The organism is Paraburkholderia unamae (assembly GCF_003268775.1).
GTDB lineage: Bacteria > Pseudomonadota > Gammaproteobacteria > Burkholderiales > Burkholderiaceae > Paraburkholderia > Paraburkholderia unamae.
The window spans coordinates 114,460-132,915 of record NZ_QLSU01000005.1 but is presented as its reverse complement, the minus strand read 5'-3'; the positions used below and the strand labels follow the sequence as shown (position 1 = coordinate 132,915).

Sequence of the window (18,456 nt, the reverse complement as noted above, 5' to 3'; positions counted from 1 at the left end):
GTGGATCAAGGCGGGGGGATCAATGCGCGCGTGCGATATGCGCGGCAGGTTCGGGAAGATAAAGCGCGTCGACGAGGTGAGCCCGGCGCGCACGCGTGACGGCCTGATTGACGTAACCCTTATCGGCGATCTCGTTGGCGTCCATGGAGGGCGGTTCGGCCATCAGCACGAGGCGCTCGACGTGAACGCTCGCACCCTGGCCCCGCTGCCCACGCAGCCGTTCGCTCAACTCGGCAATGAGAATGGGGTGCTGCACGAGCGCGGCGGCGTCGAGGCCGGCGAGTTCCGGCGCGAGACGCTGGCATGCGGCCACGTTCGGCCAGGCAAGCGCGGCGACATAGGCATGATCGTGCCCGCAGATCACGGCGTCGGTGAGCAGCGGTGCGCAGCGGTCGAGCAGCGCGAGGCGCATTGCGCCCGTGCGCACCCAGGTGCCGTTGGTGAGCTTGAAGTCTTCGACCACGCGCCCCGCGAACAGCAAGCCTTCCGAAGGATTATGCGGATTGGCGAAGCGCACGGCGTCGCCCAACTTGAAGAAGCCTTCATCGTCGAAAGCGGCAGCGGTGAGTTCGGGGTGCTTGATATAGCCGCCGAACACGTTCGCACCGCGCATGCGGATCTCATAGCGCTCGTCAGCGCCTTCGAGCGGCACGAGTTTGACCTCGGAGCCCGGCACCGGCGTGCCGATATTGCCGACCGTGTCGGTGGGCCAGCCGCAGAAGGTGCCCATGCCGCTCGTTTCCGTGCAGGCGAGACCGCTCATGAAGGCGATGCGCTGGCCGATGGTTTTTTCCGCGACGCGCTGAATGCGCTCCCAGACCTCGGTGGGCAGGCTCGCGCCGCCGTAGCCGAAGAAGTGGACCTTCGAGAACAGGTTCGCAGCAAGTTCGGGATCGCGTTCAAGCTCGTTGGCGAGCACGGTCCAGGCCGAGGGCACGCTCGTGAAGATCGTGGGCGCCACCTCGCGCAGGTTGCGCACCGTGCGCTCGATCATGCCGGGCACGGGACGACCGTCGTCGATATAGTGGGTCGCGCCGAACTGGATCGAGCGCCCCAGGTTCAGCACGCCGCCCAGACCGTGGTGCCACGGCAGCCAGTCGAGGAACACGGGCTCGGTGTCGCGCAGGAAGGCGAGGTTGTCGGCGAAATAGGAGGCTACCGCCTTGAAGTTGCGGTAAGTCAGGTTGACGCCCTTGGGCGTGCCGGTCGAGCCCGACGTGAAGAGCACGCGTGCCGTCGCCTCGGGCGCGATTGCCGCGTGCGCGGCGGCAACGGCCGCGCGGCGCGACTCGGTCAGTTCCGTGTGCGAGAGCGTCGCCCAGTCGATCTGGCCTGCGCCGGCGCCGCGCACGGCGATGACCGGGGCGCCCAGATGCGCGAGCGCGGCGAGTGCGCGCTCGAAGGGTGTGGTGCTCTGCACGAACAGCGCCGCGGGCGGCACCAGATCGACCACGGCCCTCAGGCGTGCGAAGTCCTGGCTCAGCGTTGAGTAGGCGGGTGAAACCGGCGCGATGGGAACGCCCACGTATTCGGCGGCGAGCAGCACGATGGCTTGCTCGATCGAATTGCCAGAAAGCAGCATAAGCGGATGTGCCTGATCGAGGCCCATCTCAAGGAGGGCTGCGCCGACACACTGCACTTGCTGCCATAACTCGCGCCAGCTTACGCGCCGCCACGCGCCGTCGCCGCCGCGCTCACAGAAGGCGGCGCTCTCGCCGCGCGTGCTCGCCCAACTCTCGATGAAATCCGCGAAGCTGCCTTCGGCGATGGCGGGCGGCGGGTTGGCCGGACGGAGGATCAAGCTGCCGTCGCGGTGCTTTTCAACGAGCGTCTGGCGATGGGGCATGCGGACCGGCCGGAAGGCGAGCGGCGGCGAAATGTTGGCCGTGAGCGTACTCATTGAGCCGTGTCTCCTGACGTTTGCGTGCAGTCCGTAGGCCGCACCACGTTGATTGTGTCTGTGTCGGGCGGGGTTCCGCCGGGCGGAACCCCTTGAAACCAAGGATAGCGGGTGGAGCGGTGGGCCGTACCACCCGAACCGGGTAGCGCCTGCGCGCCCGCGTGCGGAAGACGCAGGTCGGCTATTCGATGCCGAGGTCGCGCACGCGGGCGACCGCTTCGTCGCGGCTCGACACGCCGAGCTTGCCGTAGATGTTCTTGAGGTGCCATTTGACCGTTTCCGGCGAAATGCCCAGCGTGCGCGCGATTTTCTTGTTGGGCATCGCTTGCGCGAGCAGGCTCACGACCTTCGTTTCGCGCTCGCTGAGCGTGTCGGCGCCGCCTGGCGCCGCAACGCGCTCGAGCGCCGCTTCGTTCGTCGTGCTCGCGAGGGCGGCGGCGCTCGCCTGCGCGGCGCGCAAGCGGTCGACGTAGAAGGCCAGCACCGGGTCGACGCTGTCGTCACGATCATCCGCAGTGCCAGGCAAGCCCGCGCGCACGACCTGTTCAGCGAACGAGACGATGCCGGGGTCGACGTCGAGCACGCTGCGCACGAGGCCAAGCCGGTGGCCGAGGCGCAGGCCCATGAGCGCGGTGCCCCGTGCCGTGTCCATACGCCCGCGCCGCTGGTCCACGAGCGCCGATTGCATGCGTAGCTGGACGACGTGATGCTGCCCGCCGCGCTCGCCGCAAAGCGCGATGAGCGCCGGCAGGCGCATGGCCGCACCCTCGAAGTCTTCGTGTGCGAGGCACCAGCTCACATGCGAGCGCTCGGCGAGCGCGTGAGCGTCGTGCCACGCATTCGGCTGCGTGGGCCGCAGGCGCGCCGCGATCATGTCGAGGCGCGCGAGGTGGCTTTGCGCGTCGTCGTACTGGCCGCATTGCAGATGCTGGCGAACCTGCGCGGCGAGACTGTGCGCGAGGAGCCGCGCCAGACCCTGGCGGCTTGCGTATTCTTCGAGCCGCTCGAGGTAGGCGAGCGCATCGAGCCGGTGCCCCTCGGCCCAGTGCGCCGCCGAAAGCACGGTGAACACGCGTAGTACGGAGTCCGGAATGGACACGCGTTCGAGCACGTCGACGCGGTCTTCGAGCAGCCGTCGCGCACCGGCGATGTCGTTGAACTCATAGAGCGCCTCGCCTAGCTGGGCTGCCGCGAGGCAAGCGGCTTCCGCCGCGCTGCTGCCGCGCTGGTCGGCCTCCGCGAGCACGTCGCGGCTGATGCGCTCGACTTCCTGGAAGCGCCCTTCGAGGGCGTAACTGAAGCCGACGATGCAGCGGCCGTTGAGCATGCCGCCTGGGGTGCCGATCAACGGCGCGCCGGCGAACAGCAGATGATCTGCATCGGACTGGATGGCGCGGGCCTGCTCGTAGTCTCCGTGGCGCATGTAGAGCCACGACAGCAGATTGTTGCGCGCGCCGATCGATATGCTGTTGGTGTCGGGCGGCGTGGCGAGTATCTGCGGCAGGATCGCCATGGCGCTTTCGGCGTCGTCACGCTGCACGTCGACGGCGGCGCGCAGCAGCGTGAGCCGGTATCGTGCGGCGACGTCGTCCGCGGGAATGTCGGCGTCGAGGCGGGCGATGGTGGCGGCGCAGGCCTCGAAGTCTCGCGCATACAACTGGAGTTGCAGTCGCCACAGGCGCAAGTCGATCCTCGCCTCGATCTCGGCATGCGGCAGCAGATGCATTAGCGAGGCGAGCCGGCGCAGATCGCCCGAGAATTGCAGCTTGCGCGCCACCTTGAGTACGAGTTCGGCGGCGGCGGCCGGTTCGCCGGCCAGCAGTGCGTGGCGCACCGCTTCTTCCCTGAGTCCATGGTCGCGGAACCAGCACCACGCCGCATGGTGCACTTTGCGCTGCAAGAACTCGCTGCGTTCGCGCAAGCGTTCGAGCAAGGTTTCGCGAAACAGGGGATTGAGCCGGTACCAGGTCTCGTTGCCCACGCGCTCGATCTGCGCGATGAAGAGGTTGTCGTTTTCGAGGCGCGCGAGCAGCGCGAGCACTTCGCCCGACGGCTGCTCGTCGCCGACCAGCGCGACGCACAGCGACGAGCACAGGCGAGCGCAAACCGACATGCGCACGAGCAACTCGACTTCGCTCGCGGAAAGGCGCGACAGGACTGCGCGCTCGAAGTAGTCGCCGAACGCGCGCGCGTCGTGCAGATGCGTGCTTGCGAGCGACGCCGAGACGTCCGCTGTGCCGATGGACGTGCGGCGGCGCTTGAGGTGCATGGCGAAGAGCTGAAGGCCCGTTACCCAGCCGTCGGTCAATTCATGCATTTCGCGCGCATCGCGCTCGCTCACCTCGCCGAGTTGCGCGCGCAGGTATTGCGCCGATTCGGCAAAGGTGAAGCGCAGGTCGCGCATGTTGAGTTCGAGCACCAGATCCTGATCGCGCAGGCGGCCAAGCGACACAGGAAAACTGCCGCGCGACACGAGCGCGATGTGCAGGTTGGGCGGCGCGTAGTCGATGAGCCATTGCAACGCGCGATGACTGCGCGGGTTGGTGACGTGGTCGAGGTCGTCGACGACGAGGGCGAGGTCGGCGGAGCGGCTGGCGATGGCGCGCACGAGCGCGATGACGGTGCGCTCGACCGCTTCGTCGTCCACGCCGCGCCCGCCGAGGAGGGCGGCTTCGCGGCAAATGGCGGGATCGACCTGGGCGAGACTCGCCACGAGGCCGTCGACGAAGCTTGCCAGGTCGTCGTCTTCGGGCGCGAGCGTGAGCCAGGCGAGGTCGAAGCCGAGCGGCAGCAGCGCCTCGCGCCAGGCGAGCAACGTGGTGGTCTTGCCGCAGCCGGCGGGCCCCTGGAGCACGATGCAGCGCTTGCGGCGGGCTTCGATCAACTGGCCGACCACACGCTCGCGCGCGACGACGCGCGTCTTGTTGCGCGGTGCCATCACCCGGGGCGATGCGCCGGTGGCGGCAGAAGGGGAATCGGGCCGGCGTTGCGGCATGTTCGCGTGCGCCTTGCAGTCGTGGCGGCGCGATGACTGCGCGCGCCCGATGACCAAACGAGGATCGGGCTATTGTAGCGCGCGCGGTTGCGCGAACGCGCGGGGGGAGCGGCGGAGCTTGCCGCACTGCAATGCGGCGGTGCAACGAGGTCCGGCGCCCAACGGCGAAGGCGGCTAGGCATCGGCGGCCGCTTGCGCTCGGGCGGGCGCGGCGCCGGAGCGTTCGCGCAGGACATGAACCACTTCGCCTTGCGCGCGCCAGGCGTGGCACGTGTCGAGCATGGGAAGCAGCGGCGAGCGCTCGCCGCGCACGGCTTCGGCCAGGCGCTCATGCGCGTCCTGCCGCAGCCCAATGAGCGTCTGGAACGCCGTGGTGGCCATCGGGCCGAGCAGTTCCGTGAGGTGCGTGCAACCCCGCGTGCCGCCCAACCGCGTCTTCACTTCCTTCATGAAACCATTGCCAATCGTGATGCCAACCAGCTTCGCGTAGGCCTCGTTGATCTGCGCGCACCAGGGCGTGGGCGCGCTGTCCGTGCGCGCGTGCGCCGCGCGGATCACGAGAGTCTCATCGACCGTGAGCGTGAGCCGCATGTCGTGGATCGCGCCGCCACTCGGCACGTCCTTGAACAACAGGGCCGAGTCGTGGCCCTTCGTGTCCGTCATGCGGGCTTCGATGTCGTAGAGGCCGTCCTCGCGCACGTAGCCGGTGCAAACGATCTGGCGCGTGTGCGCCAATTTCCGCGGCACCTCCGCGGTGTAATTTTGAGACATGAGATGCCACTCCTGAATACGCCACAGCGACGAAAGGCGCGATATCGCGATGGTGCACGGGGTTCGGGCAAGTGTCCCCACCCCGCGCGGGTGGCCGCCGCGCGCAGGCATTGCCGGGTCTCGCGGAAGAACGCGTGCCGGTCGGGGTATTCCCGTCCCCACTCCGTTTGGGTAGTTGCTCGTCAATTCGTCCCTGCAACACTGCGCCGCATGTGCCTGCCGGCGCCAGACGGCGCAAACCGGTTGCACATTCGCCGCGCCTCTCGCACGCGGCAATCAAAAAAGAGGAGACGTGCATGCGTTTTATCAGCAAAGGGATTTGCGGTGCCACGCTGGCCGTGATGGCCGGCAGCGTCGCGGCGCAGTCGAACGTGACGTTGTACGGTGTGGCCGATGTATTCCTCCAGTATCTGGATAACGGAGGTAAACATTCGTATTCCGAACGAAGTGGCGGAAACGCCGGATCGATGTTCGGCCTGAAAGGGAGTGAGGATCTCGGCAACAGCCTGAAAGCGGTGTTCAACGTCGAAGCCGGGTACAACATCAATAACGGAGGGCTGTTCGCGGATACCACCGCGCTCTTCTACCGGCAAGCATGGGTGGGCCTCACACACGACAAGTACGGCTCGCTTACATTTGGGCGCCAGTATCAGCCGACGTTCTGGGTCGTCTACCCGTCCGATCCTTTCCGCGGCAACGAAATTCTTTCGCCGCTTTCGGCGGGGGTGCTGGCAGTCGATCGCAACACACTCGCCGCCCAGTACGCAACGGGCCGCACGAGCAACTCGATACTCTACAAGTCACCGAATCTCGCGGGTTTCCAGCTTTATGCGCTGTACGGCTTTTCGGCTACCACCACTCAGCCGGTGCCGGAGACCTCGGGCAACACGCTCGACCTGGGGCTCTCGTATTCGGCGTACGGGCTGTACGCGGGCATCGCCTACCAGTACCAGCATCCCGGTACGGCGACGATCGCGGGGTTGCCCGCCGCGCTCAACCTGCTTGGGACCGAGCACTTTACGAGCGCGCTCGGCTACCGCATCGGCATCGTCAATCTGCAATTCAACTACGCATATAACCGTCCACACGACGCTGCGCCGCACTCGCTCGCGGCCCTGCTCGGTGCGGGCAAGTCGTCGAGCCTGATGGAGTTCGGCGCGACGATTCAGGCCACACCGGCCGATACGATTGAGGTCGCAGCCGTCGAGCGCAATGTGCGCGGCGCGCACGACAACACTCCGGGCGTGCAGGTCGGCTATGACCACAGCATCTCGAAGCGCACGGCGTTCTACATGCGCGCGGGCTACCTGAAGAACAACGGCAGCGCCACGATGAGCTGGCCGGGTGTCTCGGTGACGGAAGGCGGCACGAAGCAGGTGCTCGCCGTGCTTGGCATGACGCACCGCTTCTGACCCGCTCATGCCGCGGGCCAGCCGCTATTCGCAGTCGACAGCAATCAACGAGGAGGGACCAGAATGAATTTCACCCGCGACGGCCGCATGTTTGCCATGGCCATGCTTTTTGCCGCCTCATTGCAGGCTCATGCGCAGGGCGGTGAGGCGCCGGCTTCCGCGCCCCTTGGCGAGGCGGCCTCGGCCGACGCCGCGCCAGCTCCGTCGAAGGCCGCCGATCGCGCCCTGCGCCGACGCGTGCTGAACGCCCTCGCGAAAGCGAAGGGGCTGCGCGCGAGCGGCATTAGCGTGCGCGCGACCCATGGCGCGGTGACGCTGGAGGGATGGGTGCCGGAACAGGCGCAGATCGATCAGGCGACGCGCGTTGCCCAGGGTGTGACGGGGGTGAATTCGGTGAAGAACACGTTGACACTCTCGACGTTCTAACCCGCCGACGGGACGGGCGAGCGGGACCGGCAACGGTCCCGTTTCCTTTTGTTTCGCCTACATCGTCACCGACTTGCATTCGAGAAATTCGGCGAGGCCCTCGGCGCCGTACTCGCGGCCGTTGCCGGACGTCTTGTAGCCGCCAAAGGGCACGTTCACGTCGAGCATCGCGCCGTTGATGCGCACCGAGCCCACACGCAGGCGCGCCGCCACTCTTCGCGCGCGCTGCGCATCGTTCGTGGCGATATAGCCCGCGAGTCCGTAGACGCTGTCGTTCGCAATGCGGATGGCGTCCTCTTCGTCGTCGTAGGGGATGATCGCGAGCACGGGGCCGAAGATCTCTTCACGCGCGATCGTCATGCCGTTGTGAACGCCGGCGAAGATCGTGGGCCTCGCATAGAAGCCGCGCGCGAGGCCCGGCGGGCGACCCGGGCCGCCTGCCGCGAGGCGCGCGCCTTCGGCAATGCCGGTTTCGATCATGTGCTGAACTTTCTCGTACTGTGCGCGGTTGGCGAGGGGACCCATGCGCGTGGCCGGATCCGTCGGGTCGCCGACCGTCACGGTGTTCGCGGCGGCCGCCGCGATGGCGACGGCTTCGTCGTGGCGCGCGCGTGGCACGAGCATGCGCGTGGGCGCGATGCAGGTTTGCCCGGCGTTCGCCATGCACTGCGCGACACCGCTCGTCACGGCGCTCTGGAGATCGGCGTCGTCGAGAATGAGCAAAGCGGATTTGCCGCCCAGTTCCTGGGCGACGCGCTTGACGGTAGGCGCGGCGCTGATCGCGACTTCCACGCCCGCGCGCGTCGAGCCAGTGATGGAGACCATGTCGACGTCGGGATGCGAGGCGAGCCGTGCGCCTACGGTGGGGCCTGCGCCGAACACCATGTTGAACACGCCCGGCGGCGTGCCGGCCTCGTGCAGGATGTCGGCGAAGATCATGGCGTCGAGCGGGGCGATCTCCGAAGGCTTGAGCACCACGGTGCAGCCCGCCGCGAGCGCGGGCGCGACCTTGGCCGCGATCTGGTTCAGCGGCCAGTTCCAGGGCGTGATGAGCGCGGCGACGCCGATCGCCTCGCGGCGCACGTAGCTCTTGCCATGCGTCGTTTCGAACAGGAAATCGCGCAGCGTGTCGATGGCCGCGCGCAACTGGGCGAGGCCGATCGGCGCCTGGAGCGCGTTGCACAGCGAGATGGGCGCGCCGATTTCCTGGCGTACCGCGTCGGCGATGTCGGGCAGGCGTCGCTGATAGATCGTGGCGATGCGCTCGAGCAGGGCGATACGCGTTTCGCGGCTCGTTTCGGACCATGCGGGAAAAGCGGCGCGCGCGGCAGCGACGGCGCGATCGGTGTCCTCGGCGCAGCCCATCGCGAGGGTGCCGATGCGTTCTTCGCTTGCGGGATCGACGATGTCGAACGGGGCGCTATTGGCGTCGGTGTCGTTATTGGCGTCATCGGCGCCCGGTCGCGCGGGCTCGACCCATTGCCCGTCGATATAGAAGCGGTTCAACGTTTTCATGATGTGTCTCCAGTGTCGGTCGGGGACCGGCTCAAACCGGTCGATCGCCGATCACGGTGGCGCGCATCATGTGCCGCACGGCCGGGTAGTAGTCCTGGATCGCATAGTGCTGGCACGACCGGTTGTCCCAGAACGCGATCGTGTTCGGCCGCCATTTCAGGCGCACCTGGTACTCGGGCACCTGCGCCTGGCGAAACAGGCGCTGGAGCAGCTCCATTTCGGCGAGCTTGAAGTCGAAGCCCACGCGATACTGCTCGGCGCTCTTGTGGCCATAGTTGGCCAGGTGCGTCGTGAAGGCCTCGTTGACGTAAAGGATTTTCTCGCCGGTTTCCGGGTGCGTGCGCACGACCGGATGCGTGACGGGCGGGAAGTGCTTTTTCATTTCGGCATGCTGATCTTGCGGTACGGCGATACCGAAGAGCGGCAGAAAATCGTGCGTGGCCGTGAGATCGGCGATGCGCGTCTTGACGTCGTCGGGCAGGCCTTCGTAGGCCGCGACCATGTTGATCCACAAAGTGTCGCCGCCGACCTCGGGGCATGTCACGCAGCGCAGCATCGAGCCCATCGAGGGGATCTCGCGCCACGATACATCGGAGTGGTAGAGGTTCTCGCGGCCGCGCTTCGCATCGTTGCGGCCGAGAACGACCAGTTCGGGATGGTCCGAGTGATGCGGAAACGCCGGATGGACTTCCAGTTCGCCGAAGCGGCGGGCGATGGCCACGTGCTGCGCGGGCGTGATGTCCTGGTCGCGGAAGAACAGGACCTTGTACTTGAGCAGCGCGCGGCGCAACGCCAGGTAGGTCGCATCGTCGAGCGGATCGCGCAGGTCGATGTCGCCGATCTCCGCGCCGATGGTCGGCGTGTGGCGGGTGACGGTAAAGGGCCAGCTTTCGGACTGCTGAGGATTGGCCTGTGCCTCGACGGGCGCGCAGACGGTTGCTTGCATGTGACTCTCCATGATCGACGTATAGGTATAGGTATGGGTTTGGCCGCCGTGGGCGGCGGCTCTTTCTTCGGTTCTTCGATGAATCGCGCGCGGCGCGCGCCCCGTTCGTTCAGGCGGTAACCGGCGCCGCGGCTTCGCCTGGCGTGCGCAGCGAGCGCTCGGGATGCAGCCAGCGCAACGCGGCCAGCGCCGCGAGGAACAGCAGCACCGCCGTGACGCCAATGCCGATCTCGTAGGCGTGCGCGCCCGTGGCGGAATTCGCCTGGATGAGCCGGCCGACTACGGCGGGCCCGACGGCCGCGCCGAGACTCGCAACGGCGGTATTGATTGCGATGACCGAGCCGCGCTGGGCGAGCGGCACCATCTCGGCGATCATGGCGGGGCCCAGCGTCAGGCAGAACGTGGACAGCGCGGCTGCAAGGGCATAGCAGAGTACCTTCTGCATGGGCGTGAGATCGATCGCGGCCAGCACGAAGAAGAGCAGCGCGCCCGCGATCATGACGATGCTCGTGAGCCGCGCACGGGCATCGCGCGTGGTCGCGCCGAGCCGAAGCATGCGCTGCGAGAGCGCGCTCAAGCCGATGTTGATGGGGGCGGCGAACGCGATGACGAGCGCGAAGAGGCGGCCCGCCGTGATGCCGTCGAAGCCGAGTCCCTTTTCGAGGTAGGTGGGCAGCCACGTGATGGTCTGACCGAGCAGCCAGTAGGCGACGAAGCCGAGCAGGAACACCGAGAGAATGGACGCGTCGGTGAGGATCTTGCGGTAGGGCAGGCGTGGCCCCCCGGCCGTTACCGGCGCGGTGGAGTCGGCACTCGTGCGTCGCACGGTGTCGAGCGTGCCTTCACGGCCGAAGAGGAGCCACAGCGCGCACCAGACCACGCCTACCGCGGCGAGCACGAAGAAGTTGATGCGCCAGCCCCAGCGCTGGGTGATCGCGGGAATCAGGAGCCCGGCCAGCACCATGCCGACCACGGCGCCCTGGTTGATGACGGCGACGGGCACGCTGCGCTTGTGATCGGGAAACCACTTGAAGAGGGCGTGGACCGAGGTCGGGAACGACGGGCCTTCGGCCGCGCCGAGTATCACGCGGCAAAGCAGCAGCGCGAGCGTGCTCGTGGTGAACGCCTGCGGAATCTGCAAGACCGACCAGCTGACGGCCATGGCGAGCAGGATCCAGCGCGTTTGCACACGGTTCGAAAGAAAGCCGACGAGCACCGTCGAGGTCGAGAAAAGCCAGAAAAAGCTGCCCGCGACGAAGCCGAACTGGGCCGGCGAGAGATGCATGTCGGCCATGAGCGGCACGGCGACCATGCCGAGGACGATCTTGTCGAGAAAGTTGATCGTGGCGAGTATCGTGAGCAGGGCCGTGACGGTCCAGGCGGACTTCGGCTGCCAGGAAGAGGAAGTGGACATGGGCGATCTCGTGGTGTCGGCTGGCGCCGGACTGATGTGTGCAACGCGGGATATGGCCAGGTCTGCGCGAGACGTTTGCGCGCGCCGGCCGGCGCAGTGGAATCAGGACGGGAAGTCGGTGATTTCGAGATGGATGGGGGAAGCGATGACGCCCGGTGTTTTCATGATGTCTCCTTGTCCGTGCGCGGGGTTTTCCATCGCGCTTTCGGTATTGCCTGTGTCTGGCGTTACCTTAGGAGCCTGGTCACGCGGGGCAACCACCCCGGGCGGGTAGGCCAGGGATTTCCTCAGTGGGAAGGAGGCAGGAGAGAGAGGTGCGGCCTGTTGCGCGCTGCGAGGCAGAGCCACAAAGCAAAAAGCCTCGTTGCTTGCGCAACGAGGCTTTTTATTCTTCGGTGTTTGTCGTTACCAACACCAGGAATTCTGGTGGGTAGTACTGGGATCGAACCAGTGACCCCTGCCGTGTGAAGGCAGTGCTCTACCGCTGAGCTAACCACCCGAAGAGATTCAAATTATGCCGGGCATTTTCGATCTTGTAAAGCCCTTTTTTAAGCATTTTGCGCATCGGCCGTTTTTTCTTCGGCAGGGGCGGGTTGGGTGCGCCAGACCGCCGTGCCCTTGACCGCCTTGTCGAGGTCGTCGAGCAGCGCATTGTGTGCGCTCAGCTCATCGTCGCTGGCCGCGATTACCGGCAATTCGATCGACTCGAGCCGCACGCGCGGCGCGGCGGCTTCGCCCGGCGCGGCGTGCTCGCCCAGCATGTCGATGACGAGGCTCTCCTGGCCGCGCGTCATCGCGAGATAGACCTCGGCGAGCAGTTCCGAGTCGAGCAACGCGCCGTGCAGCGTGCGGTGCGCGTTGCTGATGCCGAAGCGGTCGCACAGCGCGTCGAGGGAGTTGCGCTTGCCGGGGAAGATCTGCTTGGCCTGCACGAGCGTGTCGATCACCTCGCCGCAATGTTCCTTGAACGACGGCTTGCCGAGCAGCGCGAGCTCGGCGTCGAGAAAGCCGATGTCGAAGGGAGCGTTATGGATGATGATGTCCGCGCCCGTCACGAAGTCGAGGATCTGGTCCGCGACTTCGGCGAACTTCGGCTTGTCGGAGAGGAACTCCGTGGTCAGGCCGTGCACCGCGAGCGCCCCCGGATCGCTGTCGCGTTCCGGGTTCATGTAGAAGTGCAGGTTGTTGCCGGTGAGCCGGCGGTTCACCAGCTCGACGCAGCCGATTTCGATGATGCGGTCGCCCGTGCGGGCGTTCAGGCCGGTGGTTTCGGTATCGAGAATGATCTGGCGCATGTCGTGTAAGGCTCAATAGGGTGACGCGAGGTGCTACGGGGCGGCTCAGCGTGCGGCGAGCGTGGCGACGCCGCGGTTCGCGAGCGCGTCGGCGCGCTCGTTCTCCGGGTGGCCGGCGTGGCCCTTCACCCAGCGCCACTCGATCTCGTGCTGGGCGACGAGCGCATCGAGGCGTTTCCACAGGTCGTCGTTCTTGACCGGCGTTTTGGCGGCCGTCATCCAGTTCTTCTTCTTCCAGCCGTGAATCCACTCGCTGATGCCTTTTTGCACGTACTGCGAGTCGGTGTGCACGATCACCTTGCACGGGCGCTTGAGCGCTTCGAGCGCCGCGATCACGCCCATCAGTTCCATGCGGTTGTTGGTCGTGCCTTGCTCGCCGCCGAACAGTTCCTTTTCCTGCCCGCCAAAGCGCAGCAGCGCGCCCCAGCCGCCGGGGCCGGGGTTGCCCTTGCAGGCGCCGTCCGTGAAGATTTCGACGAAATCGGGTGTGCTCATGTGTCCTTGTTGCGTGTTGGGGAAGGGGTGGTGGCGGCCGCCTTCAAACTCGCCGCCAGCACCGGCTTTTTGACCTTCAGCGGTCCGACGAGGCGCATGCCGCGCACGCGCTTGATCGCCGTGACCATATAGATAGCGCCGAAAATCGGCCACCAGCGGTCGCCCGCGGCTTCCATGAAACCGTAGCGGCCAAGCCACTGCTCGGTCGCGAGCGGCGGACGATAGCAGCCGAAGCGCCCGCGTTCAAGCTCGAAGCCGAGCAGCTTGATCCAGTCTTTCAGGCGCGTGAAGGCGATCAGGTCCTGCCGCGCGGGCAGGAACGGATGGCCGGTCAGCTTGCCCACCGACTGGCGAGCGCCCCACAGCGAAAGCGAGTTGAAGCCGACGATCAGCAGTTGCCCTTCAGGCATCAGCACGCGTTCGGCCTCGCGCAGCAGGCGGTGCGGGTCGCTCGTGAATTCGAGCGTATGCGGCATCACGATGAGGTCGACGCTCTGCGCCTCGAACGGCAGATCGAGATAGTCGCACCACACGGTGCTGCGGCCCAGGGGGGCGTGGGGCGCCTGCGGCCCGACGGCGGCAGGCAAGCCGACGCCTTCCGGCGCGCCCGGCACGCCCATTGGCACTGCGCCCGGCACGGTATAAGGCGCGCTCGCGGCGCTGGCGGCGTCGAGCACGAGGCCGCGGCACGACATGCGGTTCTCGCGCAGGGCGTCGAGTTGGGGCAGGCCGAGCTGCAACGCATGGTAGCCGAATACGTTCGACACCACGCGGTCGAGCTGCTTCTGTTCCCAACCGAGCACATACCTGCCGGCAGGCGATGCGGTCCAGGCGGGCCAGTCTATAATCAATCGGTCAGACATGTCGAAAAATACGTCGCCCCATGAAGAGTCCGCTTGAGTACGCGCGTTCGTGCGAGACGAGCGCTGCTTGCGCTGTATACGAGTACGTACCGGTTCCGGCCTTTGAAGACAATTACATCTGGGTCGTGTCGGACGGCCTCAATGCCGTCGCCGTCGATCCGGGCGACGCCGCGCCGGTTCGCGCGTACCTCGCGCAACGCGGCTGGCGGCTCGTCGCTATTTTACTCACCCATCACCACAACGACCATGTCGGCGGTGTGGCGGACCTGCTCGCGCACGCGCGCGTGCCCGTCTACGGTCCCGCCGGCGAGGCGCTCGGCCCGCTCGATCCGTTCGTCACGCGCGTGAAGGGCGGCGACACGGTGCACCTGGATGCCCCCGCGCTCGACTTCACGGTGATCGACGTGCCGGGCCACACGCGCGGCCACATCGCGTACTTCCAGGCCGCCGACACCACCGGCACGCCGCATCTTTTTTGCGGCGACACGCTGTTCGCCTGCGGCTGCGGCCGCCTCTTCGAGGGTACGCCCACGCAGATGCTCGCGTCGCTCGATGCGCTCGCGGCGTTGCCGGGCGAGACCCACGTGCATTGCGCACACGAATACACGCTGTCGAACATCCGCTTCGCGCTTGCCTGCGATCCCAAAAACGCCGCACTGCGCGACTGGAGTCGCGAGGCGGCGTCATTGCGCGAGCGCGGCGTGCCGACCCTGCCCACGACGATCGCGCACGAGCGCGCCGTCAATCCGTTCCTGCGCGCGGGTGATGCGGCTGTCCAGGCCGCGCTCACCGAGGCGCTGCACGAACCGGTGCCGGATCGGCTCGGGGCTTTCACGATGATGCGCGAATGGAAGAATCGGTTCCGCTGACCCACCCGGGTCAGGGGGCATGCTCAACCCAATCGTCCGGAATCACACCCAAGCTATGGATTTCATGGATTTTTTTCAAACAATTCCGATTGACGGAAACGGACTCGTTCCGTACTATCGGCTGCAAATTCCAGCCATGCGGATGTAGATTTTCATGCGATTCATACTCAGTGCGCTGCTGGTCCTCATGCTCGCCGCCTGTGCGGGCGGGGGACAGTCTGCGAGTTCACTAGCCCCAGCCAACGCCCAAACCAACGCCGACCTCATTCGCAGGACCTCCGCAGCGAAAGAAACGATTAACGTCGATCAAGGTTCCGTCAATCAGTTGACGAGCGCCGATGCCGACCTTTGGGGGCGCATCCGTCGCGGCTTCCAGATGCCCGACCTCCAGAGCGATCTGGTCGACATGAACGCCAACTGGTATGCGCAGCGGCCCGACTACGTCGCGCGCATGACCGAGCGTTCGCAAAAGTACCTCTACCACATCGTCGAGGAACTCGAGGCGCGGCACATGCCCACCGAGCTCGCGCTGCTGCCCTTCATCGAATCGGCGTACAACCCGCAGGCGCTCTCGGTCGCGAAGGCGGCCGGCATGTGGCAGTTCGTGCCGGGCACCGGCCGCACCTACAACCTCAAGCAGAACATGTGGCAGGACGAGCGCCGCGACGTGCTGGCCTCGACCAGCGCCGCGCTCGACTATCTCTCGCGCTTGCACGACATGTTCGGCGACTGGTATCTCGCGCTCGCCGCCTACAACTGGGGTGAGGGCAACGTGCAGCGCGCCATTGCGCGCAACGAGGCGGCAGGCCTGCCGACGGACTATCAAAGCCTGCGCATGCCGAACGAAACACGTAATTACGTGCCGAAGCTGCAAGCGGTCAAGAACATCGTGATGAACCCGCAGCAGTACGGGCTCACGCTGCCGTCCATTCCGAACCACCCGTATTTCGTCACGGTCACGACCTCGCACGACATCGACGTGGATGTCGCCGCCAAGCTCGCGAACATGTCGACCGACGAGTTCCGCTCGCTCAACCCGTCGTTCAAGAAGCCGGTCATCCTGGGTGCGACCGACCCGCAGATCCTCCTGCCGTTCGACAACGCGAGCGCCTTCGAGCGCAACCTCAAGTCGTACTCGGGCCAGCTTTCCTCGTGGACGGTCTACACGACCGACGCGCGCACCACGCCGGCCGCGATCGCGCAGAAGATCGGCGTGGACGCTGACACGCTGATGTCGGTGAACAAGATTCCGGCGGGCATGCGCCTGAAGGCGGGCTCGACACTCGTGGTGCCGCGCACCGACGACGCCGACGACGAGGACATCAGCGCCGACGTGGCCGAAAGCGCCGTGCTGGCCATGGAGCCGGACGTGCCCGACACGCGCAAGATGCTGATCCGCGTGCGCCGCAAGCAGTCGATGGAAACGGTGGCAAGCCGCTATGGCGTGTCGGTTGGGCAGTTGAAGGCCTGGAACAAGACGCGCCGCGATCTCGTCGCGCCGGGTCAGGTGCTCGTGCTGCACGTGCCGGTCAACAAGGCCATGCCGAGCGAACCGGGGCCTGAGCGTCTGGCAACGAACGTTTCGGGCGGCGGCGTGCAGCGAATTGGCACCCGCGTTGCAGACACGGGGCCAAAGTCGCGATACGATAAGAAGCACGGTCGCGCGCACACCGAGGTCGTCAAGGTTTCCGAACCGGTCAAGGCCAAAACGGTCAGCGCTGCGCCCAGCAAGGCGTCCAAGGGTGCGGCAAGCCGCGCGAAGGCCGAAACCCAAACGCAGAAGCACAAGACAAAATAGCGGCTGGCGAAGGGTGCTCAAACGTGCGTTGCGGGGGCAGCGCATGGTATTTCGCTCCGATCACTTTTCCGTTTTGTTCATTTTGTTGCGCTTGACGCCGTCACCCCGCCAGGTGGCGGCGTTTTCATTGGTGGGCCGCATCGAAAAAGGGCGGGAATGCGGTTGCGTTGCGCGAGGCATTGCTTGCCGCCGTGCGGCTGCCCGCTATAGTGGAAAGTGCCGTGCACCGGGGTGCGAGGGCGCTCGCCGTCGCCGGCGTCATCCTGAAATTTGAAGGAAAGGTGACTTTCGCGCTATAATTTCAAGGTTTGAGCTTATCAACCCGCACCCTAGCGCCTACCTCCTCCCATCCGTTCATCCGCCGCCCGCGCTTCACCGTCGACTGGCCGGCTGCCGCCCGATCGAGCGTCACAAACGCACGTTCAGGCCCGGCGCCAGGGACAGCCAAAAAACGCACGGAGAAGCAGCGAAACGAGCGAGCCGCGCGCGCGTTCCCGCCCCATCAGGCTGGAATGCCGACGCCGCAGCCGCTCCCAGGTCGCAAGATCGCAACGTCGGATAACAGGTCGGCACAGGGTGCTCCCCCAAGGAGTCTCCCGTGTTGCCGTCATTCTCTCCCGCTCTGCTCGCGCTCGCCGACGGCACGGTCTTTCGTGGTTACTCGATCGGCGCGCCGGGTCATACGATCGGTGAAGTCGTGTTCAACACGGCCATCACCGGTTATCAGGAAATCCTGACCGACCCGAGCTACGCTCGCCAGATCGTCACCCTCACGTATCCGCATATCGGCAACGTCGGCGTCAATGCCGAAGACGTCGAAGCCACGAAAGTCCATGCCGCCGGTCTGATCATTCGCGACCTGCCCACGCTCGCCTCGAACTTCCGCATGGAGCGTACGCTCGGCGACTATCTGAAGGACGAAGGCGTGGTCGCCATCGCCGGTATCGACACGCGCAAGCTCACGCGTATCCTGCGCGACAAGGGCGCGCAGAACGGCGCGATCCTCGCCGGTTCCGACGACGAAGCCCGTGCCATCGAACTTGCGCGCTCGTTCCCGGGCCTCGCGGGCATGGACCTCGCCAAGGTCGTTTCGACCGACAAGCCGTACCAGTGGAACACCACGGAATGGCGTCTGGGCGAAGGCTACCGCACGCAGTCGGCGCCGAAGTACAAGGTCGTCGCGTTCGACTACGGCGTGAAGCAGAACATCCTGCGCATGCTGGCCGAGCGCGGCTGCGACGTGACGGTGCTGCCGGCGCAGTCCACGGCTGAAGACGCGCTCGCGCTCAACCCGGACGGCGTGTTCCTCTCGAACGGCCCCGGCGACCCGGAGCCGTGCGACTACGCGATCAAGGCCACGCAAGCCTTTATCGAGCGCGGCATCCCGACCTTCGGCATCTGCCTCGGTCACCAGATCATGGGCCTCGCCGTGGGCGCCAAAACCATGAAGATGAAGACGGGCCACCATGGCGCGAACCATCCGGTGAAGGATCTCGGCAACGGCCGCGTGGTCATCACGTCGCAGAACCACGGTTTCGCGGTGGACGCCGACACGCTGCCCGCAAACGCGCGCGTGACGCACGTGTCGCTGTTCGACGGCACGCTGCAAGGGTTCGAGCTGACCGACAAGCCCGCGTTCTGCTTCCAGGGCCACCCGGAAGCGTCGCCGGGTCCGCACGACATCGGTTACCTGTTCGATCGCTTCACGGCGCTGATGGACAAGGCAAAGGCCTAAGCGCAGCGAGCCGGCAGGAATG

General features: G+C 66.1%; 14 protein-coding genes and 1 tRNA gene. 5 read left to right on the top strand and 10 right to left on the bottom strand.

The window, feature by feature from the left end; genetic code table 11:
* Positions 1–19 precede the first annotated feature (19 nt).
* The 3 genes from C7401_RS10030 to C7401_RS10020 form a co-directional block, all read right to left on the bottom strand.
* Entirely contained in the window at positions 20–1,900 is a 1,881-nt protein-coding gene (locus C7401_RS10030; protein WP_112171236.1) for a feruloyl-CoA synthase, read from the bottom strand.
* A gap of 181 nt (positions 1,901–2,081) precedes the next feature.
* Positions 2,082–4,838, bottom strand: coding sequence for a winged helix-turn-helix domain-containing protein (locus C7401_RS10025; protein WP_244314852.1), 2,757 nt, complete (start codon positions 4,836–4,838; stop codon positions 2,082–2,084).
* Positions 4,839–5,069: 231 nt separating this feature from the next.
* A complete protein-coding gene (locus tag C7401_RS10020) occupies positions 5,070–5,666 on the bottom strand; it encodes a DUF2889 domain-containing protein (protein ID WP_112171235.1) in 597 nt (198 codons plus the stop codon).
* A gap of 296 nt (positions 5,667–5,962) precedes the next feature.
* Here C7401_RS10020 and C7401_RS10015 point away from each other — a divergent pair, with 296 nt between their 5' ends.
* Positions 5,963–7,078 (top strand): porin, encoded by a 1,116-nt coding sequence (locus C7401_RS10015; RefSeq protein ID WP_112171234.1) that lies wholly within the window; start codon positions 5,963–5,965, stop codon positions 7,076–7,078.
* A 63-nt stretch (positions 7,079–7,141) separates the two neighbouring features.
* Positions 7,142–7,504, top strand: a complete 363-nt coding sequence (locus C7401_RS10010) for a BON domain-containing protein (protein ID WP_112171233.1) — start codon at positions 7,142–7,144, stop codon at positions 7,502–7,504.
* A 57-nt stretch (positions 7,505–7,561) separates the two neighbouring features.
* Here the strand turns inward: C7401_RS10010 and C7401_RS10005 are convergent, their stop codons facing one another.
* From C7401_RS10005 to C7401_RS09975, 7 genes are all read right to left on the bottom strand, one after another.
* A complete protein-coding gene (locus tag C7401_RS10005) occupies positions 7,562–9,019 on the bottom strand; it encodes an aldehyde dehydrogenase family protein (protein WP_112171232.1) in 1,458 nt (485 codons plus the stop codon).
* A gap of 31 nt (positions 9,020–9,050) precedes the next feature.
* Positions 9,051–9,965, bottom strand: coding sequence for a TauD/TfdA dioxygenase family protein (locus tag C7401_RS10000; RefSeq protein ID WP_181565542.1), 915 nt, complete (start codon positions 9,963–9,965; stop codon positions 9,051–9,053).
* Positions 9,966–10,074: 109 nt separating this feature from the next.
* Positions 10,075–11,379 (bottom strand): MFS transporter, encoded by a 1,305-nt coding sequence (locus C7401_RS09995; RefSeq protein ID WP_112171230.1) that lies wholly within the window; start codon positions 11,377–11,379, stop codon positions 10,075–10,077.
* A gap of 424 nt (positions 11,380–11,803) precedes the next feature.
* Positions 11,804–11,878: transfer RNA gene (locus tag C7401_RS09990), tRNA-Val, on the bottom strand.
* Between the two features lie 49 nt (positions 11,879–11,927).
* The gene (gene dnaQ / locus C7401_RS09985) at positions 11,928–12,674 is read right to left on the bottom strand and encodes a DNA polymerase III subunit epsilon (protein WP_112171229.1); all 747 of its coding nucleotides are present in this window, start codon (positions 12,672–12,674) and stop codon (positions 11,928–11,930) included.
* A 45-nt stretch (positions 12,675–12,719) separates the two neighbouring features.
* Entirely contained in the window at positions 12,720–13,169 is a 450-nt protein-coding gene (gene rnhA, locus C7401_RS09980) for a ribonuclease HI (RefSeq protein ID WP_112171228.1), read from the bottom strand.
* On the bottom strand, positions 13,166–14,032 hold the full coding sequence (locus tag C7401_RS09975; protein WP_112171227.1) for a class I SAM-dependent methyltransferase: 867 nt from the start codon (positions 14,030–14,032) through the stop codon (positions 13,166–13,168). The genes rnhA and C7401_RS09975 overlap by 4 nt, the downstream gene beginning before the upstream one ends.
* 20 nt (positions 14,033–14,052) lie before the next feature.
* Between C7401_RS09975 and gloB the strand changes: the two genes are divergently transcribed.
* From gloB to carA, 3 genes are all read left to right on the top strand, one after another.
* A complete protein-coding gene (gene gloB, locus C7401_RS09970; protein WP_112171226.1) occupies positions 14,053–14,901 on the top strand; it encodes a hydroxyacylglutathione hydrolase in 849 nt (282 codons plus the stop codon).
* 154 nt (positions 14,902–15,055) lie between these two features.
* On the top strand, positions 15,056–16,699 hold the full coding sequence (locus tag C7401_RS09965; protein WP_112171225.1) for a transglycosylase SLT domain-containing protein: 1,644 nt from the start codon (positions 15,056–15,058) through the stop codon (positions 16,697–16,699).
* A 598-nt stretch (positions 16,700–17,297) separates the two neighbouring features.
* Positions 17,298–18,434, top strand: a complete 1,137-nt coding sequence (gene carA / locus C7401_RS09960; RefSeq protein ID WP_112171224.1) for a glutamine-hydrolyzing carbamoyl-phosphate synthase small subunit — start codon at positions 17,298–17,300, stop codon at positions 18,432–18,434.
* Positions 18,435–18,456 lie beyond the last annotated feature (22 nt).